Raw genomic sequence first — 26,851 nt, forward strand, 5'->3', positions numbered from 1 at the left:
CACCCCCCTGTCCGGTTACTTCACCGCACTCCCCGCCTTCCACTCCTTCCAGCCCATATTCCATCCTCCGAGGCCATTGTCGGGAGCGACCTTTTTGTCGTTGCTGTGGACGACCTCGACGACGTCCCCGATGAGGCTGCGGTCGAAGAACCAGCCCGCGGGCGTCTCGGAGCCGCCGCCCTTGACGTCCCTGAGACCCACGCACCCGTGGCTGACATTGCTCCGTCCGAAGACCGAGGCGTCCGCCCAGTAGTTGCCGTGCAGGAAGGTGCCGGAGTCGGTCAGGCGCATGGCGTGCGGGACGTCAGGGATGTCGTACTCGCCCTTGCCGTTCTTCTTCTTGAAGCCGACCGTGGCGCCGTTCATGCGGGTCAGTTCGAGCATCTCGGTGACCACCATCTTGCCGTTGTAGGTGGTGGTCTTCGGGGCACCGGCCGTGACGGGAACGCTGGTGAGGAGCTCGCCGTCGCGCCGTACCTCCATGGTGTGCTTGGCGGCGTCGACGAGGGAGACCTGGTGGCGGCCGACGGTGAAGGAGAACGTCTTGTGCTGGAGCCCGTACACCCCGGGCGCCCCTTCGACGTCCCGCAGCCGCAGCGCGACGGTGACCTGGGTGCCGGGCTTCCAGTAGTGCTCGGGACGGAAGTCGAGGCGGGCCCGGCCGAACCAGTGCGGACGGATCTCCACGGCCGGCTCGGCCGTGACCTGGACGGCGCGCTCGACCGCGGCCCGGTTGCGGATCTCCCGGTTGAACTCCAGGGAGACGATCATCCCGGTGCCGACGGTGGAGCGGTTCTCCGGGGTGACGTATCCGATGAACCGCTTCTCCGGGACGTACGTGGTGAAGGTCGTGTGCCGTGCGCTGCGCCGCCCGTGGCCGTCGAGGGCCACCGCGTCGATCGTGTACCTGGCGGCCAGGGCGAGCCCTGGGTCCTCGGGCTCCCAGCGCAGGCCGTCCTCGGAGATGCGCCCGGGCACCTCGGCTTCCTGCGCGTCCTGGGACCTGACGACCTTCACCGACTCCAGGCGCCCGCTGAGCACACGGACGAGCAGTCGGTCGTCCGGGCGTGCGCCCTTGGTGCCGTCGTCGGGGGTGACCCGGATGACGTCCTCGGGTGCGGGCGGTTTGCCCAGCATCCGGTCGACGCCCCTCCCGCCGGCGTCCGAAGTGCAGCCGGCCGCCCCGGCCAGCAGGCCGGCCCATGTCAGTACGGCGGCCAACACGGCCCCCGCGCGCCGCGCGCGCCCTTGTACGTGCCTCACGAAGACCCCAACGACCGGGGCGGCCCTGGGGAAACGTGAGTGCGAGCCACCCGGTGGGCAGAACAGTGGGGAGGACGACGCGAGGGGAGCCGCGGACGGGGACTCCGTGGGCTCCTTCCCCGTTCGTGTGGTCCCTGAGCCGTGGGAGGCCGACAGGTGTCGAGCGCAGCCGAGCAGGAGGCGGTGGCCCAGGCGGTCGCCGCTGAGGAGGGGCGCCCGGCCTCGGTGGTGAACGGGGCGCGGCTCAAGGTGCCCGCGGTGCCCGTGTGGCCGGGCGCGCCCATGCCGCTCGGCGCCCGCTTCCGGGTCGGCCCGGACGGGGTGGCGGGCACCAACTTCGCGCTGTGGGCGGGCGGGGCGGAGGCGGTCGAGCTGTGCCTGTTCGACGAACACGGCAAGGAGACGCGCGCCAAGCTGACCGAACTGACGCACGAGATCTGGCACGGCTTCGTGCCCGGTGTCATGCCGGGCCAGCGCTACGGCTACCGGGTGCACGGCCGCTGGGACCCGTGGACCGGCGCCCGCTGGAACCCGGCGAAGCTGCTCCTGGACCCGTACGCGCGCGCGGTGGACGGCGCCGAAGGAAATGACTACAGCAGCCTGCCGCCGGAGGTGTACGGCCATGTCCGGGACTGGCCGCAGCAGCATGTCGCGGACACCGTGCGCGACGAGCGGGACTCGGCGCCGTACGTCCCGAAGGGCGTCGTCGTCCACGACGACGTGCCCGACGACGAGTGGATGGACGACCGCCGGCCGAAGACGCCGTGGGCCGACTCGGTGATCTACGAGGTGCATGTGCGGGGCTTCACCAAGCTCCACCCCGGGATTCCCGAGGAGCTGCGGGGCACCTACGCCGGTCTGGCGCATCCGGCGGCGATCGAGCACCTGGTGAAGCTGGGCGTGACGGCCGTGGAACTGCTGCCCGTGCACCAGTTCGCGCACGAGGACCATCTGCTGCGCAGGGGCCTGCGCAACTACTGGGGTTACAACTCCATCGGCTACTTCGCCCCGCACGCCGCCTACGCCGCCTCCGGTACGACCGGTCAGCAGGTCGGCGAGTTCAGGCAGATGGTCCGCGCGCTGCACGCGGCCGGGATCGAGGTCATCCTCGACGTCGTCTACAACCACACGGCGGAGGCGGGCGAGCTGGGCCCGATGCTGTCGCTGAAGGGCATCGACAACCGGGGGTACTACCGGTTGCAGCCGGACGCGCGCCGCTACGCCGACTACACGGGCTGCGGCAACACCCTCCACGTCGTCCAGCCGCACGTGCTGCGGCTCATCACCGACTCGCTGCGGTACTGGGTGACGGAGATGGGCGTGGACGGCTTCCGCTTCGACCTGGCGGCGGCGCTCGCCCGCTCCATGCACGACGTCGACATGCTCTCGCCGTTCCTCGCGGTGATCGCGCAGGACCCGGTGCTGCGGCGGGTGAAGCTGATCGCCGAGCCGTGGGACGTGGGGTCGGGCGGCTACCAGGTGGGCGCCTTCCCGCCGTTGTGGACGGAGTGGAACGACCGCTACCGCAATGCCGTACGGGACTACTGGCGGGGCGCGCTGCCGGACGTACGCGACCTCGGGTACCGGCTGTCGGGGTCCAGCGACCTGTACGCCTGGGGCGGGCGGCGGCCGTACGCCTCCGTCAACTTCGTGACCGCGCACGACGGTTTCACCCTGCGGGACCTGGTGTCCTACGAGCGCAAGCACAACGAGGCCAACGGCGAGGGCAACCGGGACGGCACGGACGACAACCGGTCCTGGAACTGCGGGGCCGAGGGCGAGACGGACGACGAGCGGGTACGGGCGCTGCGGCGACGGCAGCTCAGGAACCTGCTGACGACCCTGCTGCTGTCGACGGGCGTGCCGATGCTGGTCGCGGGTGACGAGCTGGGGCGGACGCAGCGCGGCAACAACAACGCCTACTGCCAGGACAACGAGATCAGCTGGCTGGACTGGGGGCTGCTGGACGACCCGGGCTGGAAGGCGCTGTTCGACCTGACCTCGCGGCTGATCGAGCTGCGGCACCGGCATCCCGTGCTGCGGCGGCGGGCGTTCTTCTCCGGGCGGGCGCACTCGGCCGACGGACTGCGGGACCTGGCCTGGTTCACCGCGCGGGGCACGGAGATGACGGAACGGGACTGGTACGCGCCCGCCGCGACGCTCGGCATGTATCTGTCCGGGCGGGACATCCCGGGCCGGGACGAGCGGGGGGCGCCGATCCTCGACGACAGCTTCCTGGCCGTGCTGCACGCCGGGGACCGGCCGGTGGACTTCGTGCTGCCGGGGCCGCCGTGGGCGCAGCGGTACGAGGTGGTCGTGGACACCTCGCGGGAGGAGCAGGAGGAAGCGCCCGGAGTGGAGCACCGGGCGGGGGCGGCGATCACGGTGCCGGCGCGGGCGGTGCTGCTGCTGAAGGTGGCCGGCTGAGGCGGCTCAGCCGAGGATGCCGCGCTCGTACGCCGTCGCCACCGCCGCCGCGCGGTCGTTGACGCCCAGCTTGGCGTACAGGTGGGTGAGGTGGGTCTTCACGGTCGCCTCGCTGATGAAGAGTTCGCGGGCGATCTCGCGGTTGGAGGTGCCCCTGGCGACCAGGGCCAGGACCTCGCGCTCGCGGGCGGAGAGGGGTTCGTTCCCGGAGGTCCGGGGCGCGCGGACGGCGGAGACGAGGCGGGAGGCCACGGCCGGGGAGAGGACCGTGCGGCCCTCGGCGGCGGCCCGGACCGCGGTGAAGAGGTCGTCGCGCGGGGCGTCCTTCAGGAGGTAGCCCGTCGCTCCCGCCTCGATGGCGGGCAGGGTGTCGGAGTCGGTGTCGTACGTGGTCAGCACCAGGACCTTGGCGCGGGCGCCGGTGCGGGTGAGGTGGGCGATCGCGGCGACCCCGCCGCCGCCCGGCATACGCAGGTCCATCAGGATCACGTCGGGGTCGAGGGCGGCGGCCCGCTCCAGCGCCTCCTCGCCGTTCGACGCCTCGCCGAGCACGACGAAGCCCGGCGCGGACTCGAACATGCCGCGCAGACCGTCCCGTACGACGGGGTGGTCGTCGACGATCAGCAGGGAGATGGACGGCTCGTCACTACTCATGGCGCACCAACGGTACGCGAGCCGACAGGGCCGTGCCGCGCCCCGGCTCGGACTCGACGGTGAGGCAGCCGGCGATGCGCTCGGCGCGGGCGCGCATGCCGGCGAGGCCGAAGCCGCCGAAGTGGCCGCGCTCGGGGAGGGCGAGCGGGTCGAAGCCCCGGCCGTCGTCGCGGATGTCGAGGATCACCTCGTCGCCGAGGAAGGAGAGGGTGACGCCGACCCGGGTCGCGCGGGCATGGCGGGAGGCGTTGGAGAGGGCTTCCTGGGCGATCCTCAGCAGGGTCGCCGAGACCTCGTCGTGGAGGTGCTCCGCGGTGCCGGTGACGGTGAACCCGGCGCGTACGCCGGTCCGTTCGGCCCATTCGACGACCGTGCTCTTGAGCGCTTCGGGCAGTCCGTCGTTCTCCAGGGCGACGGGGGCGAGGTTGTGCACCGAGCGGCGGGCCTCGCCGAGGCTGTGCCGGGCGAGGGCCGAGGCGCGGTCGAGGTGGGTGCGGGCGGTCGGCAGGTCGGGGGCGTTCGCGACGACCTGGAGCTGGGCGATGATGCCGGTCAGGCCCTGGGCGAGGGTGTCGTGGATCTCGGCGGCGAGACGGCGGCGCTCGTCGGCGACGCCCGCTTCCCGTGCCTGGACGAGGAGTTGGGTGTGAAGGGCGGCGTTCTCGTCGAGCGCCTGCTGCAGCGCGGCGTTGGTGCGTTCGAGCTCGGCGATGGTCTCGGCCCGGGCGCGGGAGCGTTCCTCCTGCTGTGTGGTGAGGTGGCCGACGACCGTCAGGATGACGCTGTTGACCACCAGGAGCCCGGCGAACAGCACCCACTGCGTCCACCCGGCGAACGGCAGCCCCCCGGCCTGCGCGCTCGACACGGCGATCGCGCAGGCGAACGGGCCGATCCACCGAAGGCGCCGGCCGGACATCAGCTCGTCGGCGTCGAAGTAGCCGGCGGCCACGTAGAACGAGAAGAACGGATTCAGCCAGGTGAGGGCGAAGCCGAGCGCCCAGCGCACGGTGTAGTACCCGGTGCCGGCGGCGGACGGACCCGGCCGGGTGCGGCTCACCCGGCCCCACCACAGCTGGAGTCCGAAGCCCGCGGCGACCAGCACCGCGGCCGCGATCCGCCGCGTCGTACCCGGCGTCAGTTCGACGGCGGTGGCGGCCGACAGCAGGGTGGCGAACGCGAGCAGTCCGTACGGCCCCTTGCTGCGGATGAGTTCCCAGCGCCGCTCGATGTCGGTGTCCGCCGCGGTCATGCCCCCAGTCTGCACGGCCGGCCGCCTACTCCCAGCGGAACCAGCGCGCGGCAGCCGCCGACAGCACCAGTGTCCAGGCCGCCATGACGCCCAGCTGGGACCAGCCGGGCCAGTCACCCGTCATGGCCTGGCTCAGGGCCTGCGCGGCGGCACCGAACGGCGTGAACCCGACGATGTCGGCCATGAGGTCGGGCATGGCCTGGACCGGCAGCCACACGCCCGCGCTGAACAGCATCGGGAAGAACACCGCCGTCCCGACGGCACCCGCGATCCGCACCGTCCGGGACACCGCGGAGATGACCGACCCCAGGGCCAGCGCGACGAGGACCGCCAGGACCAGCGCGAGCAGATAGCCGTACGGCTGCCCGGGCAGTCGTACGTCGTAGGCGAGCCGTCCGACCGCGAGCGCCAGCAGCGCCGAGAGGACGGCGGCCAGGGCGTGGACCAGCATCTGCGCGGACAGCAGCGCGGACGGGCGGACCGGGGTGGTGGACATCCGGCGCAGGATGCCCTGCTCCCGGTAGCCGGTCAGGCCCGCCGGCATCGACTGCACACCGGCGACGATCATGCCGGCCAGCACGGTCACCGGTACGTAGGTGTCGATGAGGCGCAGGCCGTCGAGCGCGTCCTGGTGCTCGCGGAACGTCGGGATGGCGCCCAGGATCGCCAGCAGCACGGGCGGGAACACCAGGATCCAGAACAGGCTGCCCGGCTCGCGGGCGAGCAGGCGGGCCTCGGTGCGCAGTACGGCGGTGTTCATGACGTGGCCTCCGTCGGGTGCGTGTCCATCAGGTCCGTTCCCGTCAGGTCCGTTCCCGTCAGGTCCGTGTCCGTCGGGTCCGTGTCCGTCGGGTCCGTTCCCGTCAGGTCCAGGAAGGCGTCGTCCAGCGTGGCGTCGCTGACGCGCAGTTGGTGGGCGGTGACGCGGTGCCGGGCGAGCAGGGTGATCACGGCGTTGACCGTCTCGTCGCTGCCGGCCAGGGTGATCCGGCCGTCCTTGTGCGTGACGGAGGCGAGCGCGGGCAGGGTGCTCAGCTCCTCCTCGTCCAGCGGCGCGGACGGCGTGAAGGTGATCACCGTGGCTCCGGCGGAGCGGCGGATCAGGCCGGCCGGGGTGTCCAGGGCGGCGATCCGGCCCTTGTCGATGACCGCGATGCGGTCGCAGAGCCGCTGCGCCTCCTCCATGAAGTGGGTGACGAGCAGGACGGTCACGCCGCCGGCGCGGACGTCCTCGACGAGCTGCCAGGTGTCGCGGCGGGCCCGCGGATCGAGGCCGGTCGTCAGCTCGTCGAGGACGACGATCCGGGGGTTGCCGACGAGGGCGAGCGCGATGAACAGGCGCTGTTTCTGGCCGCCGGACAGCTTGCCGAACCGGGCGTCGAGCCGGTCGGTCAGGCCCAGGCGTTCGGCGAGCGGGCGCCAGTCGGCGGGGTTCGGGTAGAAGGAGGCGTAGAGCTGGAGTGCCTCGCGCACGGTGAGCTTCTCCTGGAGTCGGCCCTCCTGGAGCTGGGCGCCGAGGACCTGGGAGACGCGGTCGTGGTCGGCGACGGGGTCGAGGCCGGTGACGCGGACTTTGCCGGCGTCGGGGACGCGCAGGCCCTCGACGCACTCGACGGTGGTGGTCTTGCCGGCGCCGTTCGGGCCGAGGATGCCGAAGATCTCACCCTCCTCGACGGCGAAGGAGACGCCGTCGACGACGGCGCGAGGGCCGTAGGACTTGCGCAGGTCGGTGACTTCTATGACGGACATGCCCCTCAGCGTCGCCGCGGCGCGCGGTCCGGCACATCGGCCGTCGCGCTCGAAACGGCATCCCCCGATCGGTTGATGCTGCGGGTACGACCCCTCGAACCCGCAGGTCGTAGGACCAACGGCCGAACGCGGACGGGTCAAAACTCGGTGGGCAGTGTCAGTGGCGATCCGTAGGCTCGCTGCTGATGGTGACGACACGCGCAACCGCCCAGGACAGACCCGACCGTTCCGCCGTGCGGACGCTGCTGCGTCTGTGGCCGTATGTGCGGCCCGTGCGTGCGCGGCTGTTCACCGCGGCGTTCGTGGCGGTCGTCGCCTCCTGTCTGGCGCTGGTCATCCCGCTCGTCCTGAAGTGGATGGTGGACGGGCCCGTCGCCGACCGGGACCCGGCGGGGGTGTGGCTCGGGGCGCTGTACCTGCTGCTGCTCGGACTCGGTGAGGCGCTGCTGTTCGGGATGCGGCGGTGGCTGGTGGCGCGGCCGCTGGCGGGGGTCGAGGCGTCGATGCGGGCGGATCTGTACCGGCATCTCCAGCGGCTGCCGGTGGCCTTCCACGACCGGTGGGCGTCGGGGCAGTTACTGTCGCGGGGCACGACCGACCTGATGCTGCTGCGGATGTTCCTCGCGTTCCCGCTGACGTTCCTGCTGGTCAACGGCGTGACCATCGTGGTCGGCGTGATCATCATGCTGCTGCAGGACTGGACGCTGGGGCTGGTGATCCTGGGTCCGGCCGTGCCGGTGATGGTGACCTGCTTCTTCTTCGAGAAGCGGTACGCCGCCGTGGCGCGGCTCGCGCAGGACCAGGTCGGCGACCTGACGACGGTCGTCGAGGAGAGCGTGCTCGGGATCCGGATCATCAAGGGGTTCGGGCGGCATCGCAGTCAGGCGCGAGCGTTCCGGGAGCTGTCACGGACGTTGCGCGGCACGGAGCTGCGCAAGGCCCGGCTGCTGGCGGGGATCTGGGCGGTCATCGTGACGCTGCCGGAGGTCGCCATCGGGGCGGCGCTGGTGGTGGGGGTGATGCAGGTGGCCGACGGGGCGCTGTCGGCCGGTACGTTGGTGGCCTTTCTGTCGACGGCCCTCGCGCTGCGGTGGCCCGTGGAGTCGATCGGGTTCCTGCTGGCGATGAGCCAGGAGGCGGCGACCGCGACCGAGCGGTACTTCGAGGTGATGGACGAGAAGCCCGAGGATCCCGGGGTCTCGGCGGCGACGGACGACGACGCGGACCTCGGACTGCGGTTCCACGGCGTCCGGTTCCGGTACCCCGACGCGCCCACCGACGCCCCTCCCGTGCTGGACCACATCGACCTGCACATCCACCCCGGCGAATCCATGGCCCTGGTCGGCGCGACGGGCAGCGGCAAGACGACGCTCACCGCCCTCGTCCCCCGTCTCCACGAGGTGACGTCCGGCCGTATCACCCTCGACGGGCAGGACATCCGCGCTATGCCCAGGGAAGAACTGCGCGCACTCGTCGCCGTCGCCTTCGAGGAACCCACCCTGTTCTCGGCCAGTGTCGCGGACAACGTTCTCATGGGGGCCGCGGACGGAGCCGGAGAACCCGAGCTGGAGCGGGCGCTCGCGGTCGCGCAGGCCGACTTCGCGCACGCCCTGCCCCACGGCACCGCGACCCAGGTCGGTGAGCAGGGGCTCAGCCTCTCCGGCGGGCAGCGGCAGCGGCTGGCGCTCGCGCGGGCCGTGGTCGGCAGGCCCCGTTTCCTGGTCCTCGACGACCCCCTGTCCGCCCTGGACGTCCACACCGAGGCCGCCGTCGAGGCCGCCCTGCGGGACGTGCTCGCGCAGACCACCGCCCTCATCGTCGCCCACCGCCCGTCCACCGTGCTGCTCGCGGACCGGGTCGCGCTGCTCTCCGGCGGCCGTATCGCCGCCGTCGGCACCCATCACGAACTGCTGCGCACGAACGCCGAGTACGCCCATCTCATGGCCGGGACCGAGGAGGCCGACCGATGACGGCGACCACCGCCACCGCACCGGGCAAGGAGCAGCCGGCCGAGGAACCCGGCGAGCCGGACGACCTCTTCGACCGCGACGTCCTGCCCACTCCCCCGGGTGCCACCGCCGCCCTCCTGCGCTCCCTGCTCGCCCCGATGAAGGCGCGCGTCGCCGTGACCACGCTTCTGCTGCTGCTCCAGCAGGCGGCGGTGCAGGCGGGCCCGCTGCTGGTGGCGTACGCCATCGACTCGGCCGTACCGGCGTTCCGGCGCGACGACCTCGGGCCGCTGATCGCGGTCGCCGTCGGCTATCTGCTGTGCGCCCTCGCCTCCGGAGTGCTCCAGTACGCGTTCATCTCGCTCTCCGCCCGCGTCAACCAGGACGTGCTGCTCGACCTGCGCGGCCGTATCTTCCGGCACGCCCAGGCGCTGAGCCTCGACTTCCACGAGCGCTACACCTCGGGACGGCTCATCTCCCGCTCCACCACGGACGTGGAGTCCCTGCGCGAGCTGCTCGAAGAGGGTCTCCAGGAACTCGTCACCGTCATCCTGTCCTTCGTCTACATCTCGGCGATGCTGCTGTGGCTGGACCTCGGGCTGGGCGCGGCCGCCGTGGCCTCCTTCGTGCCCCTGTACCTCCTCGTACGGCTCTACCGGCGGCGTGCCGCGCGCGTGTACACCCTGCGGTCCACGGCGATCGCCGGCGTGATCGTGAAGTTCGTCGAGACGATGAACGGCATCCGCCCGGTGCGTGCCTTCCGGCGCGAGGCCGTCAACGACGCCGACTTCCGGGTCCTCAACACCCGGCACGAGCGGACGAACGGCGACGCCCTGCTGGAGATGGCCCGTTACGTCGTCGGCTCCCGGCTCGTCGCCAACACGGCCGTGGCCGGGATCGTGCTGTGGGGCGCCTACCGGGTCGCGGACGGCACGCTGGCCCTCGGTGTGCTGGCGGCGGCCGTGCTGTATCTGCGGCGGCTGTACGACCCGATCGACCGGCTCGGCATGTTCCTCAACTCCTACCAGTCGGCGGCGGCATCCCTGGAGAAGATCGCCGGGCTGCTGGCCCAGACGCCGTCCGTGCCCGAGCCGCAGGAGCCCGAGCAGCTCCCGGCACTCCGGTCGGAGCACCCCGGCCGCGAGGTCGTCTTCGACGGTGTCCGGTTCGCCTACCGCACCGGCGGCGAGGTGCTGCCCCGCTTCGACCTCACGCTTCCGGCCGGGCAGACGGTCGCGGTCGTCGGCTCGACCGGCGCGGGCAAGTCGACGCTGGCCAAGCTGCTGGCCCGCTTCTACGACCCCTCGGACGGCCGGATCCTGCTGGACGGGGTCGACCTGCGCGAGCTGGCCGTGCCCGAACTGCGGCGCGGGGTGGTGATGGTGACGCAGGAGGCGTTCCTGTTCTCCGGCACGGTCGCCGAGAACATCGCCATCGGACGGCCGGACGCCACCCGCGAGGAGGTCGAGCAGGCGGCGAAGGCCATCGGCGCGCACGACTTCATCACCTCGCTGCCCGACGGCTACGACACCGACGTACGCAAGCGGGGCGGCCGTATCTCCGCGGGCCAGCGCCAACTCGTCGCGTTCGCCCGGGCGTTGCTCGCCGACCCGGCCGTGCTGATCCTCGACGAGGCGACCAGCTCGCTGGACATCCCCGGCGAACGGGCCGTGCAGCGCGCGATGTCGACGGTCCTGCACGGGCGTACGGCCGTGGTCATCGCCCACCGGCTGTCCACGGTCGAGATCGCGGACCGCGTACTGGTCATGGAACACGGGAAGATCGTCGAGGACGGCACTCCGGCCGAACTCGTCGCGGGCACGGGCAGGTTCGCGGATCTGCACCGGGCGTGGCGGGACAGTCTGGCGTAGCCGAACGGCAAGCGCGCGACGAGCGGCAAGAGGGCGACGAACGGGCACGGGGGGACGATGATCGACGCGTACGAGGATCCGGGCGAGCCCGACCGCCGCGGCGGCGCCCGGTATCTGTGGTGGCTGGTCACCCAGCAGGCGGGGCGATCCGCGCTAGGGTCCCTGATCTCCGCCGTCTGGATGGTGCTGCTGGCGGCGGCCCCGTATCTGCTCGCGCGCGCCGTGGACGAGGGCCTGGCGCCCGGTGACTACGCGGCGCTGGCCGCCTGGACCGGTGTGCTGGCCGGGGTGCACGTGTTCAACGCCTGGCTGAGCATCATGCGGCACCGCACGATGACGCGGGTGCGGATGGACGCCCTCTTGCGCACCATCAAGGTCCTGGTCGGTCAGTCGGTCCGGCTGGGGGCCGCGCTGCCGGGCCGGATCGGCGCCGGAGAGGTCGTCACGATCGGCGTCGGCGACGTCCACACGATCAGCAGCTCCCTGACCGTCATCGGCCCCGGGTTCGGTGCGATCGTCGCGTACCTCGCGGTCGCGGTCATGCTGGTGTCGGTCTCGGTGCCGATCGCGGTGGTGGTGCTGCTGGGAATGCCGGCGATCGCCGTACTCGTCGGCCCGCTGCTCGGCCGCCTGCAGGGCACCGAGACGGAGTACCGGGAGCGGCAGAGCGTCCTGACGGCCCGGATCGCCGACCTCGCGGGCGGCCTGCGCGTCCTCAACGGCCTCGGCGGCAAGGACCTCGTCTCCGACGCCTTCCACCGCGACTCGCAGCGGCTGCGCGCGCAGGGCTACCGGGTCGGGTCGGTGACCAGCTGGGTGCAGGCGCTCGGGGTGGGGCTGCCGACCCTGTTCCTGGCGGTGGTGACGTGGCTGGCGGCCCGGCTCGCGGCCCAGGGTGCCATCACGGTGGGCGAGCTGGTGTCGGTCTACGGCTATGTCGCGGTGCTGGTCCGCCCGGTGGCGTTCGTCGTCGAGATGGTCTACCAGGTCGCGCGCGGCGTGGTGGCGGCGCGGCGAGTCGTACGGTTCCTGCGCCTGGAGCCGACGGCCGACACCGGCACCCGGGACGCGCCCGCGGAGCCGGCGGCACTGCACGACCCGGAGTCCGGGGTACGGGTGCCGCCGGGCCGCCTGACCGCCCTGGCGGCCGCGCTGCCGGCGGACGCCACGGCCGTCGTGGACCGCCTCGGCCGCTACGTCCCGTCGGCGGCGACCTGGGGCGGTGTCCCCCTGACCGAGATCGCGTTGCCGCAGCTCAGACGGCGCATCCTGGTCGCCGACCACGAGGCCGACCTGTTCGCGGGCACGCTGCGCGAGCTGATCGCCGGCCACGCGGACCCGGACGGCCTGGACGAGGCGGCGATCGCACGGGCCGTGTACACGGCCGTCGCCGAGGACATCGTCCGGGGCCTGCCCGACGGCCTCGACGCCCCCATCGACGCCCAGGGCCGCAACCTCTCCGGCGGCCAACGCCAACGCGTGCGCCTGATCCGCGCCTTGCTGGCCGACCCGGAGGTCCTGCTGGCCGTGGAGCCGACATCGGCCCTGGACGCCCACACCGAGGCCAGGGTCGCCGAACGCCTGCACACGACCCGCCGGGGCCGCACGACGGTGGTCACGTCCACGTCCCCCCTGCTCCTGGACCGAGCGGACACGGTGCACTTCCTGGTCGACGGCAAGGTGACGGCGACGGGCACACACCGCGAGCTCATGAACAGCGAGCCGGGATACCGGGCCCTGGTGGCACGGGACGAAGACGCCGAGGAGCTGTCCAGGTGACGGAAGATCAACGCCGCCCCTCAGGGACGCGGGGCGGTATCGACAAAACCCTCCCCATCGCGGAGCCCGAAGACGTCCGCCGAGCCACCGCCCGCCTCATCCGAGCCGACGCCAAGGCCTTCACAGCCGCCCTCGTCCTGAACTCCCTCGCAGCGATCGCCGGCCTGGCCGGCCCCTGGCTGGTGGGCCGCATCATCGACGAGGTCCGCGCCGGCCACGGCGTAACGGCCGTGGACCAACTGGCCCTGGCGATCCTGATCGCGGCGACAGCCCAGCTGGCGCTGGCCCGCTGGGCCCGCTACGTGGGCCACCGCTTCGGCGAACGCACCCTCGCCCGCGTCCGCGAGGACTTCGTGGACCGCACCCTCGCCCTCCCCGCGAACGTCGTGGAGCGCGCCGGCGCCGGCGATCTCACCGCGCGCGGCACCGCGGACGTCGCTCTCGTCGGCACCACCCTGCGCGACGTCGGCCCGGAACTGCTCATCAGCTCCGTACAGGCACTGTTCCTGCTGGCCGCGGTGATCACGCTGGACCCCCTGCTCGGCCTCTGCGGAGTGCTCGGCTTCGGCGGCATCTGGTGGGCGCTGCGCTGGTATCTGCGCCGGGCCCGCGACGGCTACCTCGCCGAGGGGGCGGCCACCTCGGACGTCGCGGAGATCCTCGCGGCGACCGCGTCCGGCGCCCGCACGGTGGAGGCGCTGCGGCTGGAGAAGCGCAGGGTGACCGCGAGCCGGGACGCGCTGGAGACGTCCCGGCGCACCCGCTTGCACACCCTGTTCCTGCGCAGCGTGTTCTTCCCGGCCGTCGAGGTGTCGTACGTCGTCCCCGTCGCGACGGTCCTGCTGCTCGGCGGCGTGCTGCTGGAGCGGGGGGCGTTGAGCCTGGGCTCGGTCGTGGCGGCCGCCCTGTATCTGCAACGGCTGAGCGAGCCGCTCGACGAGATCCTGATGCGGGTCGAGCAACTGCAGAGCAGTGGCGCCTCGTTCGCCCGCGTGGAGGGGCTCGCGCGGGCCCCGAGAGCCACCGGCACCGACTCCCCCACCCCGGCGAACGACCTGATCGAAGTGACCGGTGTGCACTACGCCTACGACCGCGGCGGCGAGGTCCTCAGCGACGTCGACCTGACCGTCCGGCCGGGGGAACGACTGGCCGTGGTCGGCCCGTCCGGCGCCGGGAAGACCACGCTGAGCAGGCTGCTCGCGGGCGTGGACGCGCCGACCGCCGGCACGGTGACGGTCGGCGGCGTCCCGGTCGTCGCCCTCGGCCCGGAGCAGCTGCGCCGCCAGGTCGTCCTCGTCACCCAGGAGCACCACGTCTTCCTCGGCACGGTCCGCGACAACCTCCGTATCGCCGAGCCGTCCGCCACGGACGAGGAGCTGTGGGCCGCGCTCAAGGCGGTCGGCGCCGACGGCTGGGTCCGGCGGCTGCCCGACGGCCTCGACACGGCGCTCGGCGACGGAGGCCGCCGTACGGACGGCTCGCAGGCGCAGCAGCTCGCCCTCGCCCGCGTGGTGCTGGCCGACCCGCACACCCTGATCCTCGACGAGGCGACGGCCCTGCTCGACCCGACGACCGCCCGCCACACCGAGCGGGCCCTGGCGGCCGTGCTGGAGGGCCGTACGGTCATCGCCATCGCGCACCGTCTGCACACCGCGCACGACGCCGACCGGGTGGCCGTGATGGAGAGCGGCCGGCTCACCGAGCTCGGCACCCACGAGGAGCTGGTCGCGGCGGACGGGGCGTACGCGGCGCTGTGGCGGTCCTGGCACGGGGAGCGGCCCGCCTGAACAGGCGATCTATGCTCGTTGCCGTAGGAGATCCCTGGCACGCTGAAGAAAGCCACAGTAGAAAGCCGCGGTCCATTGAACTTCTGGTCGATCTACCAGCACGGCTTCGCGCGCGTCGCCGCGTGCACGGGCCACACCGTCATCGCCGACCCGCGCGCCAACGCGGAAGCGGTTCTGCGACAGGCACGCCGGTGCGCTCAGGAGGGGGTGGCGGTCGCCGTGTTCCCCGAGCTGGGCCTGACCGGCTACTCGATCGAGGACCTGCTGCTCCAGGACGCGGTGCTCGACGAGGTCGAGGAGGCGCTCGGCACGGTGGTGGCCGGGTCGGCCGATCTGCTTGCGGTGCTGGTCGTCGGCGCCCCGCTGCGCCACCGGCACCGGATCTACAACTGCGCGGTGATCGTGCACCGCGGCCGGATCCTCGGCGTGGCGCCCAAGTCGTACCCGCCGAACTACCGGGAGTTCTACGAGCGGCGGCAGATCGCCTCGGGTGAGGACGAGCGCGGCGGGACCATCCGGGTCGGCGGCGCGGAGGTGCCGTTCGGGGTGGACCTGCTGTTCGAGGCGGAGGACGTCCCCGGGCTCGTGCTGCACGCGGAGATCTGCGAGGACATGTGGGTGCCGGTGCCGCCGAGCGCGGAGGCGGCGCTGGCCGGAGCGACCGTGCTCGCCAACCTCTCGGGCAGCCCGATCACGGTGGGCCGGGCCGAGGACCGGCGGCTGCTGTGCCGGGCGGCGTCCTCGCGCTGTCTGGCGGCGTACGTCTACTCGGCGGCGGGTCTGGGCGAGTCGACCACGGACCTGTCGTGGGACGGGCAGACCATGATCTACGAGAACGGCGTGCTGCTGGCCGAGACGGGCCGCTTCCCGCTCGACGACCAGTACGCGGTGGCCGACGTCGACCTGGACCTGCTGCGGCAGGAGCGGCAGCGGATGGGCACGTTCGACGACAACCGCCGCGCGCACGCCGCGCGCACCGGCGACTTCCGGCGGGTGCGGTTCCGGCTCGACCCGCCGTCGGCGGACCTGGGGCTCAAGCGCCGGGTCGAGCGCTTCCCGTTCGTGCCGGCCGACGCCGACCGGCTCGCCCTGGACTGCTACGAGGCGTACAACATCCAGGTGGCGGGCCTTCAGCAGCGGCTGGCCGCGATCGGTGGGCCGAAGGTGGTCATCGGGGTGTCCGGCGGCCTGGACTCCACGCACGCGCTGATCGTCGCCGCCCGGGCCATGGACCGCGCCGGCCGTCCCCGCAGCGACATCCTGGCCTTCACCCTGCCCGGCTTCGCCACCAGTGACCACACCAAGGACAACGCCCACAAGCTGATGAACTCGCTCGGCGTCACCGCGGCCGAGCTGGACATCACGCCTACCGCACGGCTGATGCTGCGGGAGATGGGCCACCCCTTCGCGTCCGGCGAGCCGGTGTACGACGTCACCTTCGAGAACGTGCAGGCCGGGCTGCGCACCGACTACCTCTTCCGCCTGGCCAACCAGCGCGGCGGCGTCGTGCTCGGCACCGGGGACCTGTCGGAGCTGGCGCTCGGCTGGTCCACGTACGGCGTGGGCGACCAGATGAGCCACTACAACGTCAACTCGGGTGTGCCGAAGACGCTGATCCAGCATCTGATCCGCTGGGTCATCGGCAGCGGGCAGTTCGACGAGGAGACCGGTGAGACGCTGGCCGCGATCCTCGACACGGAGATCAGCCCGGAGCTGGTGCCGGGCGAGGAGATGCAGTCCACCGAGTCCAAGATCGGCCCGTACGCGCTGCACGACTTCACGCTGTTCCATGTCCTGCGGTACGGATTCCGGCCGTCGAAGATCGCCTTCCTGGCCTGGCACGCCTGGCACGACCCGGACGCCGGCGCCTGGCCGCCGGGCTTCCCCGAGGCGAAGCGGGTGGCGTACGACCTGGCGGAGATCCGGCGCTGGCTGGAGGTCTTCTGCCGTCGCTTCTTCGCGTTCGCACAGTTCAAGCGGTCCGCCATGCCGAACGGCCCGAAGGTCTCGGCCGGCGGTTCGCTCTCGCCGCGCGGCGACTGGCGGGCGCCGTCCGACGGCAACGCGGCTGCCTGGCTGCGGGATCTCGCGCGTATCGACGCCTGAGCCCCTCCGAGTCCCTCTGAGCCGCCTGAGTCGTCTGGTCCGTTTATCGAACGTGAACTCCCGGACAACGAACGATTTCCGGCCAACTTCCTGACGCGGTCCTGACAGAAACCGCAGTCACCTGCCACTCTTCCCACGGCCGCGACACAGCAACCCCACAGCACCGTCACACGACGGTGCCCGCGGCTGAACTCCCGCACGCGCACGTCCGTTTCCGCACGCGCACGTCGTTCTGCGTACCACCTCGCTCCGCCCGGACGGCCCACCCGCCGGCCGGTCTCCCCTGGCCGCGCGACCCGCGGCCGCGCAGAAGGAGTCAGTGTTGAGAGACAGTTCCTCCCACAGACGCACCCCCCACGCAGCACAGCGCTCCACGGCGACCCGCCGGGCCGCCGCCGTCGCCCTCGTCGGCGTCGCCGCCCTGATCGCCGCGGCCGTCCAGTCGGGCGCCGCCACCGCAGCACCGGAGAAGGCACCGTCGGCTGCGGGCAAGGTCATCCCGGGCGCCGAGTCCGTCAGGCTGTCCCCCGCCCAGCGCGCCGAGCTGATACGCGAGGCCGACGCCACCAAGGCGGACACCGCGAAGGACCTGGGCCTGGGCGCCAAGGAGAAGCTGGTCGTCCGTGACGTCCTCAAGGACGGCGACGGCACGGTCCACACCCGCTACGAGCGGACGTACGACGGACTGCCCGTCCTCGGCGGCGACCTGGTCGTCGAGACCAGGAAGTCCGGCGAGACCGAGGCCGTCGTCAAGGCCACCCGCGCCGCCATCAAGCCGGCGACCACGAAGGCCGCCGTATCCACCGCCAAGGCGGAGAAGCAGGCGCTGGCCGCCGCGAAGGCCGAGGACGCCAAGAGCCCCGACGTCAACCGGGCGCCCCGCAAGGTGATCTGGGCCGCGGACGGCAAGCCGACCGTGGCGTACGAGACCGTCGTCGGCGGCTTCCAGCACGACGGCACCCCGCAGGAACTGCACGTCATCACCGACGCCACCACCGGCGAGAAGCTGTACGAGTGGGAGGCCATCGAGACCGGCACCGGCAACACGGTGTACAGCGGCACGGTCAACCTCACCACCACGCAGTCCGGTTCGACGTACAACCTCACCGACGGCGCGCGCGGCAACCACAAGACGTACAACCTGAACCGCGGCACCTCCGGCACCGGCACCCTCTTCTCCGGCCCCGACGACGTCTGGGGCAACGGCAGCCCGTCCAACCTGGAGTCCGCGGCCGCCGACGCCCACTACGGTGCCGCGCTGACCTGGGACTACTACAAGAACGTGCACGGGCGCAGCGGCATCCGCGGCGACGGCGTCGCGGCGTACTCCCGGGTCCACTACGGCAACAACTACGTCAACGCGTTCTGGTCCGACAGCTGCTTCTGCATGACGTACGGCGACGGCTCGGGCAACGCCAACCCGCTGACGTCGATCGACGTGGCCGCGCACGAGATGACCCACGGGCTCACCTCCCACACGGCCGGGCTCAACTACAGCGGCGAGTCCGGCGGCCTCAACGAGGCCACCTCGGACATCTTCGGCGCGACCGTCGAGTTCTTCGCCAACAACTCCTCCGACGTCGGTGACTACCTCATCGGCGAGGAGATCAACATCAACGGCGACGGCACGCCGCTGCGCTACATGGACAAGCCGAGCAAGGACGGCGCGTCGAAGGACGCCTGGTACTCGGGCATCGGCTCCATCGACGTGCACTACTCGTCGGGCCCCGCGAACCACTTCTTCTACCTGCTGAGCGAGGGCAGCGGCACCAAGACCATCAACGGTGTCACCTACAACTCGCCCACCTCGGACGGCCTTCCGGTCACCGGCATCGGCCGCGCCAAGGCGGAGAAGATCTGGTTCCGCGCGCTGACCACCAAGTTCACGTCCACGACGAACTACGCGGGCGCCCGCACCGGCACCCTCGCGGCGGCCGGTGAGCTGTACGGCACCACGAGCGCCGAGTACAAGGCGGTGCAGGACGCCTGGGCGGGCGTCAACGTGGGCGCGCGTCCCGACGGGGGCGGCGGTGGCGGTACGTCCTTCGAGAACACCACCGACGTGTCGATTCCGGACCGGGGCGCGGCGGTCACGTCGTCGATCACCGTCTCCGGGCGGACGGGCAACGCGCCGTCCAACCTCCAGGTCGCCGTGGACATCGTCCACACCTACATCGGTGACCTCCAGGTGCAGTTGGTCGCCCCCGACGGCACGGCGTACACGCTGAAGGGGTACGGCACCGGCGGCAGCGCGGACAACCTCAGCACCACGTACACGGTGAACGCGTCCTCCGAGGTCGCCAACGGCGTCTGGCAGCTGCGGGTCCAGGACAACGCGGCCCGCGACACCGGTTACATCAACAGCTGGAAGCTCACCTTCCCGTAGGCCCGTTCGCGGTCTGCCCAAGGCAGGGCGCCGTCTCGGTGGGTTCAACTCCCGCCGGGGCGGCGCCCGTTCATCTGTCGGAAACATTTACCGGACAGTCAAGTTTTGGCCAACATCACCGCCCCCTCCTGACATGTACGCGCCCCAGGTGTCACTCTCCTTGCACCCGCCGCACAAGCACCACCGCACCTCCCCCACAAAAGGAGCTCGTGTGACCCCCGTCTACGCGCGTCGCAAGCGCACCACTCTGGCCATCGCCACCGCCGTGGCGGCCGGAGCCCTGCTCACCACCGGTCTGAGCGCCGGTAGTTCCGCCGCCGAGGCCCCTGCGCAGAGCGGCGGAAAGGCTGCCCCTCTCGCCGCCCCGGTCGCGCTCGCCCCCGCGGCGCGGACCGCCCTCATCAAGGACCAGCAGGCCGAGGCGGCCGGGACCGCCGACGAGATAGGCCTCGGCGCCCAGGAGAAGCTGGTCGTCAAGGACGTCATCAAGGACGCCGACGGCACGGTCCACACCCGCTACGAGCGGACCTACGCCGGCCTCCCCGTCCTCGGCGGGGACCTGGTCGTCCACGAGACCGAGGCCGGCCGGGTGGAAGGCGTCACCAAGGCCACGAAGGCCGCCGTCAAGGTCACCGACCTCACCGCGGACGTCGCCAAGGCCACGGCCGAGCAGCAGGCCCTCAAGGCCGCCAAGGCCGAGGGCTCCACCAAGTCCGCGGCCGACAAGGCTCCGCGCAAGGTGATCTGGGCGGCGAACGGCAAGCCGGCCCTCGCCTACGAGACGGTCGTCGGCGGCTTCCAGCACGACGGCACCCCGCAGGAACTGCACGTCGTCACCGACGCCACCACCGGCAAGAAGCTGTACGAGTGGGAGGCCATCCAGACCGGTACCGGCCACAGCCAGTACAACGGCACGGTGACCGTCGGCACCACGAAGTCCGGCTCGACGTACCAGCTCAGCGACTCGACGCGCGGCGGCCACAAGACGTACAACAAGGGCCGCGCCACGTCCTCCTCGGCCGGCACCCTCTTCACGGACGCCGACGACATCTGGGGCACCGGCACCGCGTCGAGCTCCTCGACCGACCAGAACGCCGCCGTGGACGCCCACTACGGCGCCCAGGTCACCTGGGACTTCTACAAGAACGTCCTCGGCCGCAACGGCATCAAGAACAACGGCGTCGCCGCACACTCCCGCGTCCACTACGGCAACGCGTACGTCAACGCGTTCTGGTCCGACAGCTGCTTCTGCATGACGTACGGCGACGGCGAGGGCAACGTCAAGCCGCTGACGTCCCTGGACGTGGCGGGCCACGAGATGACCCACGGCCTCACGTCGAACACGGCCGGCCTGAACTACAGCGGCGAGTCCGGCGGCCTCAACGAGGCGACCTCCGACATCCTCGGCACGGCGGTGGAGTTCCACGCGTCCAACGCCAAGGACCCGGGCGACTACCTGATCGGCGAGAAGGTCGACATCAGGGGCAACGGCACCCCCCTGCGCTACATGGACAAGCCCAGCAAGGACGGCAGCTCCGCCGACGCCTGGTCGTCCAGCCTGGGCAGCATGGACGTCCACCACTCCTCGGGCCCGGCGAACCACTTCTTCTACCTCCTGTCCGAGGGCAGCGGCACCAAGACGATCAACGGGGTGACCTACAACTCCCCGACGTCCGACGGCTCCACCGTCACCGGGATCGGCCGCGACAAGGCCGTGCAGATCTGGTACAAGGCGCTGACCACGTACATGACGTCGACGACCAACTACAAGGGCGCCCGTACGGCGACCCTGAACGCGGCGTCGGCCCTGTACGGCTCGTCCAGCACGGAGTACAAGGCGGTCTCGGCGGCCTGGGCCGCCGTCAACGTCAGCTGACGTCGGCTCGCCCGTGGGCGGCACCCGGGAGGAAGGCGTTCCCGGGCGCCGCCCTACTCTTGTGACCCATGTCTTTGGGGCCCTTCACGTACGCCGACGTCGGCGCCACCCGGGAGAACGGCTTCTGCCCGCCCGGCTTCCATCCCCTCCACGTACGCACCCGCATAGGCGAGGGCGAGGACGTCTTCCGCACAGCCGCGGAGGCGGTCATGACCTGGGAGATGCACCGCGCCCTGGGCGTCGGCATAGACGCCTCGGCCGACCGCGCGGCCCCCCAGGTCGACGTCACGGTCACCCTCGCCGGCATGATCAAGGCTCCGTGCCGGGTGGTCTGGACGGTGGAGGAGTACCGCAGGACCGGCTGGGCCTACGGCACGCTTTCCGGCCACCCCGAGTGCGGCGAGGAGTCCTTCGTCGTCGACCGCACGGGGGACGGCACGGTGTGGCTGACGGTGAACGCGTTCAGCCGGGGGGCGAAGTGGTACGCGCGGGCGGGGGGTCCGGCGACCCGGGGGTTGCAGCATGCGTATGCGCGGCGGTGCGGCCAAGTGCTGCGGCAGCTGTGCGTGCGGGAGCTCGGGAAGGACTGAGGCAGACCCCGGTCCTCCCCGAGGGCGTCACCGCGTCACCGCATCAACACCCCCGCCCCCTCCCCCGTCCCCTCCGACGGCACCGCCACCAGCCCCAGCTCCGCTCCCGACGCCAGCAGCCGATGCGCCGGAAGGATGCGGACCGTGTAGCCGTACGGTCCCGTGCGGTCCAGGGACAGCGGGCCCTCGTAGACCCAGCGTCCCTCCTCGTCCGGGCTGCCGACCGGCTTCAGCGGCACCGTCGACGCGTCCGCGATGCGGTCCTCCGGGTCGACGCGGCCCGAGACCGCCTGGACCTCCACGTCGTCGGGCCCGAGGTCGCCGAGGCCGACCCGCACACGGAGGCTGAGCGTCGAGCCGAGTTCCGCGGTGGGGGTCGCCGCCGACGTCTCCACGTGGTCGACCGTGACGCCGTGCCACGCCGAGCGCACCCGCGCCTTCCAGTCGGCGAGTTCACGCGCGGCCTCCGGTGCCATCGCGCGGTGGGCGTGCGCGGCCGGGGTGTAGAGGCGCTCGACGTACTCCCGGACCATGCGGCCGGCCAGGACCTTGGGGCCGAGCAGCGTCAGGGTCTGGCGGACCATCTCGATCCAGCGGTCGGGCAGGCCGTCCCGGCCCCGTTCGTAGAAGCGGGGGGTGACGCGCTGTTCCAGCAGGTCGTACAGCGCCGCGGCCTCTATGTCGTCGCGGCGGTCCGGGTCGGTGCCGGTGCCGTCCGCCGTGGGGATGGCCCAGCCGAAGTCCGGCTGGAACCATTCGTCCCACCAGCCGTCCCGGACGGAGAGGTTGAGGCAGCCGTTCAGGGCCGCCTTCATGCCCGACGTGCCGCACGCCTCCAACGGCCGCAGCGGGTTGTTCAGCCAGATGTCGCAGCCGGGGTACAGCTTCTGCGCCATCGCCATGCCGTAGTCCGGCAGGAACACGATGCGGTGGCGGACGCGTGGGTCGTCCGCGAACCTCACCAGCTCCTGGACCAGCCGTTTGCCGCCGTCGTCCGCCGGGTGCGCCTTGCCCGCCACGACGATCTGGACCGGCCGTTCGGGGTGCAGGAGCAGGTCCATCAGACGGTCGCGGTCCCTGAGCATGAGCGTGAGGCGCTTGTACGACGGGACCCGGCGCGCGAACCCGATCGTCAGGACGTCCGGGTCCAGCACCCCGTCGATCCAGCCCAACTCGGCCGTCCCCGCGCCTCGTTGCCGCCAGGAGGCGCGCAGGCGCTCGCGCACCTCCGTCACCAACTGCTCGCGCAGGGCCCGGCGCAGCTCCCAGACGTCCTGGTCGGGGATCTCCGCCACCGAGTCCCAGCGGTCCGAGCCGCCGACGGTCATGGCGTCCTCGGTGCGCCGCACGCCGATCTGGCGGGCGCCCAGGCGGAAGACCTCGGGGGCGACCCAGGTCGGGGCGTGGACGCCGTTGGTGACCGAGGTGATCGGGACCTCGTCGGGGTCGAATCCCGGCCACAGGCCCGAGAACATCTCCCGGCTGACGTTGCCGTGCAGCAGCGAGACCCCGTTCGCCCGCTGGGCCAGGCGCAGGCCCATCACCGCCATGTTGAAGAGGTTCGGTTCGCCTCCGGGGTACGTCTCCATGCCGAGCCGGAGGATGCGCTCGACGTCGATCGTCGGCAGTTCGGCGGCGGGCCCGAAGTGATGGGCGACCAGCTCGCGGTCGAAGCGGTCGATGCCGGCCGGGACGGGGGTGTGGGTGGTGAAGACGGTGCCGGCCCGGACGGCCTCCAGTGCCGGGTCGAAGTCCAACCCGTCGGCGCAGAGTTCGGCGATGCGCTCCAGGCCGAGGAAGCCGGCGTGGCCCTCGTTGGTGTGGAAGACCTCGGGGGCGGGGTGGCCCGTCAGGCGGCAGTACGTGCGGACCGCCCGCACACCTCCTATGCCGAGCAGCATCTCCTGGAGCAGGCGGTGCTCGCTGCCGCCGCCGTAGAGCCGGTCGGTCACGCCGCGTTCGCCGAGGTCGTTCTCCTCGACGTCCGAGTCGAGCATCAGCAGCGGCACCCGGCCGACCTGGGCCAGCCAGATCCGGGCGTGCAGCGACCTGCCGCCGGGCAGGGCGAGCGAGACCTGCGCGGGGGTGTCGTCGGGCTCCTTCAGGAGGGTGAGCGGCAGCTCGTTGGGGTCCAGCACCGGATAGTGCTCCTGCTGCCAGCCGTCCCGGGACAGGGTCTGCCGGAAGTAGCCGTGCCGGTAGAGCAGCCCGACCCCGATCAGGGGCACGCCCAGGTCGCTGGCCGCCTTGAGGTGGTCGCCGGCGAGGATGCCGAGCCCGCCGGAGTACTGCGGGAGGGCGGCCGTGATGCCGAACTCGGGGGAGAAGTAGGCGACGGCGGCGGGGAGTTCGGCGGACTGGTGCTGGTACCAGCGCTCGCCCGTGACGTAGTCGCCCAGATCACCGGCGACGGCGGCCAGCCGGCGCAGGAACCGGCGGTCCTCGGCCAGTTCCGCGAGCCGCCCGGGCGGCACGCTCCCCAGCAGCCGTACGGGGTCGTGGCCCGAGGCGGCCCAGCGCTCGGGGTCGACGGACCGGAACAGGTCGCGGGTCTCCGCGTGCCAGGACCAGCGCAGGTTGCGCGCCAGGTCGTTGAGAGGCCGGAGGGGTTCGGGGAGGACAGGACGGACGGTGAATCGACGGATCGCCTTCACGGTTCCACCTCGGCGCTTCGCTGGATGACGCACGACAGTGTGCGTCGTCGTGGTTCATGACGGTACCGGCGCTTGTGTCACCCACGCCGGGAGCTCTGCCCCCAGACTCCCGTTTCGGCCTGAACGGCCTCGTCCTCCCCTGCCGAACGGCCGATATCGCTCACGTCCGTCCGAAAGCAGCCGCAACCTTTGCACAACCCCCATGGCCGATATGGCCGATTCCGCCCCCGTAGGCGTGCTTGTGGCGCCTTCTCACGTCGGGAGAGGCTGACTCGTGGCGCACGACCCCTGCCGGGTGCAACCGGCGGTCCAGGGCCGTCGTGCGCCGAGTTGAGGAGGGGAACTCACACCATGGCACGGACGCGCACGCGGCGTCTGCGCCGGGCGGGGGGTCTGGCCGCGGTGACCTGTGTCGCCGCGCTCTCGGCCACCACCCTGCCCGCGCACGCCGCACCGGAGGGGCAGATACTCGGCGCCGGAGACCCCGGCTCCGTCAGCGGCAGTTACGTGGTGACACTCAAGGGGGGAACGAAGGCTCCGTCGGCGGCCGGAAAGAGCCTCGCCGAGAAATACGGGGCGAAAATAAGCCATACCTACGGCACGGTCCTCAACGGCTACGCGGTCCGGGCCAATGAGAGACAAGCCAAGCGGCTCGCGGCGGACCCCCGGGTCGCCTCCGTCGTCCAGGACACCCGCGTGGCCCTGGACCACACGCAGAAGAACCCGCCGTCCTGGGGGCTCGACCGCGTCGACCAGCCGAACCTGCCGCTGGACAAGAGCTACACCTGGCCCGAGTCCGCGGGCGCCGGGGTCACGGTGTACGTGATCGACACCGGCATCCGCATCTCGCACCAGGACTTCGGGGGCAGGGCGCGCTACGGCTGGGACTTCGTGGGCAACGACCGGACCGCGAGCGACGGCAACGGCCACGGCACCCATGTCGCCGGCACCATCGCGGGCAAGCGGTACGGCGTCGCCAAGAACGCCGAGGTCGTCGCCGTGCGCGTGCTCGACAACGCGGGCGGCGGCACGACGGCCCAGGTCATCGCGGGCATCGACTGGGTGACCAAACACGCGAAGAAGCCCGCGGTCGCCAACGTCAGCCTCGGCGGCTACCGCAACCCGCAGCTGGACGCCGCCGTACGCAACTCCATCGCGTCCGGCGTCACCTACACGGTGGCGGCGGGCAACGACGGACTGCCGGCCGGCCTGTACTCCCCCGCGGCGGTGAAGGAGGCCGTCACCGTCGGCGCCACCGACCGCAAGGACGCGAGGGCGGGCTTCTCCAACTTCGGCTCCTCCCTGGACCTGTTCGCACCCGGCGTCTCGATCACCTCCGCGTCGTACGCGAGTGACTCCGGCAAGGCGACGTTCTCCGGTACGTCGATGGCGTCGCCGCACGCGGCGGGCGCGGCCGCGCTCCATCTGGCCGACCATCCCAGGGCCAGGCCCGCGGAAGTGGCCAAGGCACTGGTGGCTCGGGCGGCGTCCGGCAAGGTCTCCGGGCGTGGGCTCGGCTCACCGAACAAACTCCTGCAGGTACCGCGCTCGTAACGCTCTCTTCTCGGCCAACTGCGGGCACCGGCCCCGTTCCTGAGGAACGGGGCCGGTCTTGTGTGTAGACATACGCGTGAGTAGTTAACAAAGTGCCGGATTGCGTACCCGAATAGGGTGGAAGGCTCCTCCGGTACACCCCACCCGTGCGCCCCCGGGCGCACTCCTGGAAGCACCACGCAGGACCCACCTCCCCACAGCCATCCGCCCACCCACGTTGACGCGGACAGGAGCGGTCATGCCCGCCACGCACCACCAGTCGTCACCCCCGACGTCCCGTACCGAAGCACCCCCCGTCCCCCGCACCGTCACCGCCGAGTCCGGACCGCCGGCCGCGGAGCGAACATCCGCGAGCGGCACGGCCGGCGGCGTCGGGCGCATACCCGTCCTCGACGTCCGCCCGATGGTCCAGCACGGGCGCAGGCCCGCGAAGGCCGTGACCGGCGAGACCTTCGAGGTCACCGCCACCGTGTTCCGTGAGGGCCATGACGCCGTGGCCGCCAATGTCGTGCTGACCGATCCGGACGGCCGTCCCGGCCCGTGGACGCCGATGCGCGAACTGGCCCCGGGCACCGACCGCTGGGGCGCCACCGTCACCGCCGGCGAGCCCGGCCACTGGACCTACCGGGTCGAGGCCTGGGGCGATCCGGTCACGACCTGGCGGCACCACGCCCGGATCAAGATCCCGGCCGGGATGGACACGGACCTGGTCCTGGAGGAGGGCGCCCGTCTGTACGAACGTGCGGCGGCCGGTGTGCCGGAGGACGAGGGCCGTCGGGACGTGATCCTCGCGGCCGTCCAGGCGCTGCGGGACGAGAGCCGACCGGCCGCCTGGCGGCTGGCGGCCGCGCTGACACCCGAGGTGGACGCGGTGTTGGGGCGGTGGCCGCTGCGGGACCTGGTGACCGCCTCGGATCCGCTGCCCCTGCTCGTGGAACGCGAACGCGCCCTGTACGG

General features: G+C 71.9%; 17 protein-coding genes. 11 read left to right on the forward strand and 6 right to left on the reverse strand.

Annotated features, from left to right (window positions below; genetic code table 11):
- Positions 1 to 15: 15 nt before the first annotated feature.
- The gene (locus ABZ078_RS03775; protein WP_356571261.1) at positions 16 to 1,263 is read right to left on the reverse strand and encodes an Ig-like domain-containing protein; all 1,248 of its coding nucleotides are present in this window, start codon (positions 1,261 to 1,263) and stop codon (positions 16 to 18) included.
- A gap of 156 nt (positions 1,264 to 1,419) precedes the next feature.
- On the opposite strand from ABZ078_RS03775, the gene glgX reads away from it, so the two are divergent.
- On the forward strand, positions 1,420 to 3,690 hold the full coding sequence (gene glgX, locus ABZ078_RS03780) for a glycogen debranching protein GlgX (protein ID WP_356571263.1): 2,271 nt from the start codon (positions 1,420 to 1,422) through the stop codon (positions 3,688 to 3,690).
- Positions 3,691 to 3,696: 6 nt separating this feature from the next.
- Here glgX and ABZ078_RS03785 read toward each other — a convergent pair whose 3' ends face one another.
- The 4 genes from ABZ078_RS03785 to ABZ078_RS03800 are packed head-to-tail and all read right to left on the reverse strand — an operon-like array spanning position 3,697 to position 7,342.
- Complete coding sequence (locus ABZ078_RS03785) at positions 3,697 to 4,344, reverse strand: response regulator transcription factor (RefSeq protein WP_356571265.1); 648 nt, start codon at positions 4,342 to 4,344, stop codon at positions 3,697 to 3,699.
- Positions 4,337 to 5,593: a sensor histidine kinase gene (locus ABZ078_RS03790; RefSeq protein WP_356571267.1), complete on the reverse strand. Its 1,257-nt coding sequence runs from the start codon at positions 5,591 to 5,593 to the stop codon at positions 4,337 to 4,339. The genes ABZ078_RS03785 and ABZ078_RS03790 overlap by 8 nt, the downstream gene beginning before the upstream one ends.
- A gap of 25 nt (positions 5,594 to 5,618) precedes the next feature.
- Positions 5,619 to 6,353 (reverse strand): ABC transporter permease, encoded by a 735-nt coding sequence (locus tag ABZ078_RS03795; protein ID WP_356571269.1) that lies wholly within the window; start codon positions 6,351 to 6,353, stop codon positions 5,619 to 5,621.
- On the reverse strand, positions 6,350 to 7,342 hold the full coding sequence (locus tag ABZ078_RS03800; protein WP_356571271.1) for an ABC transporter ATP-binding protein: 993 nt from the start codon (positions 7,340 to 7,342) through the stop codon (positions 6,350 to 6,352). The genes ABZ078_RS03795 and ABZ078_RS03800 overlap by 4 nt, the downstream gene beginning before the upstream one ends.
- 185 nt (positions 7,343 to 7,527) lie before the next feature.
- On the opposite strand from ABZ078_RS03800, the gene ABZ078_RS03805 reads away from it, so the two are divergent.
- The 8 genes from ABZ078_RS03805 (at position 7,528) to ABZ078_RS03840 (ending at position 21,686) form a co-directional block, all read left to right on the forward strand.
- Positions 7,528 to 9,312 carry an ABC transporter ATP-binding protein gene (locus tag ABZ078_RS03805; protein ID WP_356571273.1) on the forward strand — a complete coding sequence of 595 codons (1,785 nt, stop codon included), beginning with the start codon at positions 7,528 to 7,530 and terminating at the stop codon, positions 9,310 to 9,312.
- Positions 9,309 to 11,162, forward strand: coding sequence for an ABC transporter ATP-binding protein (locus tag ABZ078_RS03810; RefSeq protein WP_356571275.1), 1,854 nt, complete (start codon positions 9,309 to 9,311; stop codon positions 11,160 to 11,162). The genes ABZ078_RS03805 and ABZ078_RS03810 overlap by 4 nt, the downstream gene beginning before the upstream one ends.
- 57 nt (positions 11,163 to 11,219) lie before the next feature.
- On the forward strand, positions 11,220 to 12,941 hold the full coding sequence (locus ABZ078_RS03815) for an ABC transporter ATP-binding protein (RefSeq protein WP_356571277.1): 1,722 nt from the start codon (positions 11,220 to 11,222) through the stop codon (positions 12,939 to 12,941).
- Positions 12,938 to 14,728 carry an ABC transporter ATP-binding protein gene (locus ABZ078_RS03820; RefSeq protein ID WP_356571279.1) on the forward strand — a complete coding sequence of 597 codons (1,791 nt, stop codon included), beginning with the start codon at positions 12,938 to 12,940 and terminating at the stop codon, positions 14,726 to 14,728. The genes ABZ078_RS03815 and ABZ078_RS03820 overlap by 4 nt, the downstream gene beginning before the upstream one ends.
- Before the next feature lie 75 nt (positions 14,729 to 14,803).
- Positions 14,804 to 16,834 (forward strand): NAD(+) synthase, encoded by a 2,031-nt coding sequence (locus tag ABZ078_RS03825; RefSeq protein WP_356571281.1) that lies wholly within the window; start codon positions 14,804 to 14,806, stop codon positions 16,832 to 16,834.
- A 322-nt stretch (positions 16,835 to 17,156) separates the two neighbouring features.
- Entirely contained in the window at positions 17,157 to 19,220 is a 2,064-nt protein-coding gene (locus ABZ078_RS03830) for a M4 family metallopeptidase (protein ID WP_356571283.1), read from the forward strand.
- A gap of 211 nt (positions 19,221 to 19,431) precedes the next feature.
- Positions 19,432 to 21,096 (forward strand): M4 family metallopeptidase, encoded by a 1,665-nt coding sequence (locus ABZ078_RS03835; RefSeq protein ID WP_356571285.1) that lies wholly within the window; start codon positions 19,432 to 19,434, stop codon positions 21,094 to 21,096.
- A gap of 68 nt (positions 21,097 to 21,164) precedes the next feature.
- A complete protein-coding gene (locus ABZ078_RS03840) occupies positions 21,165 to 21,686 on the forward strand; it encodes a DUF1990 domain-containing protein (RefSeq protein ID WP_356571287.1) in 522 nt (173 codons plus the stop codon).
- Between the two features lie 35 nt (positions 21,687 to 21,721).
- On the opposite strand, the gene ABZ078_RS03845 is transcribed toward ABZ078_RS03840, so the two are convergent.
- A complete protein-coding gene (locus ABZ078_RS03845; RefSeq protein WP_356571289.1) occupies positions 21,722 to 24,340 on the reverse strand; it encodes a glycosyltransferase family 1 protein in 2,619 nt (872 codons plus the stop codon).
- A gap of 351 nt (positions 24,341 to 24,691) precedes the next feature.
- On the opposite strand from ABZ078_RS03845, the gene ABZ078_RS03850 reads away from it, so the two are divergent.
- The gene (locus ABZ078_RS03850) at positions 24,692 to 25,894 is read left to right on the forward strand and encodes a S8 family peptidase (RefSeq protein WP_356571291.1); all 1,203 of its coding nucleotides are present in this window, start codon (positions 24,692 to 24,694) and stop codon (positions 25,892 to 25,894) included.
- Positions 25,895 to 26,132: 238 nt separating this feature from the next.
- Positions 26,133 to 26,851, forward strand: a 719-nt coding sequence (locus ABZ078_RS03855) for a maltotransferase domain-containing protein (RefSeq protein WP_356571293.1), incomplete at its 3' end; no start/stop codon positions are given.

This window comes from Streptomyces sp. NPDC006385 (assembly GCF_040612485.1).
In the GTDB taxonomy this organism is placed as follows: domain Bacteria; phylum Actinomycetota; class Actinomycetes; order Streptomycetales; family Streptomycetaceae; genus Streptomyces.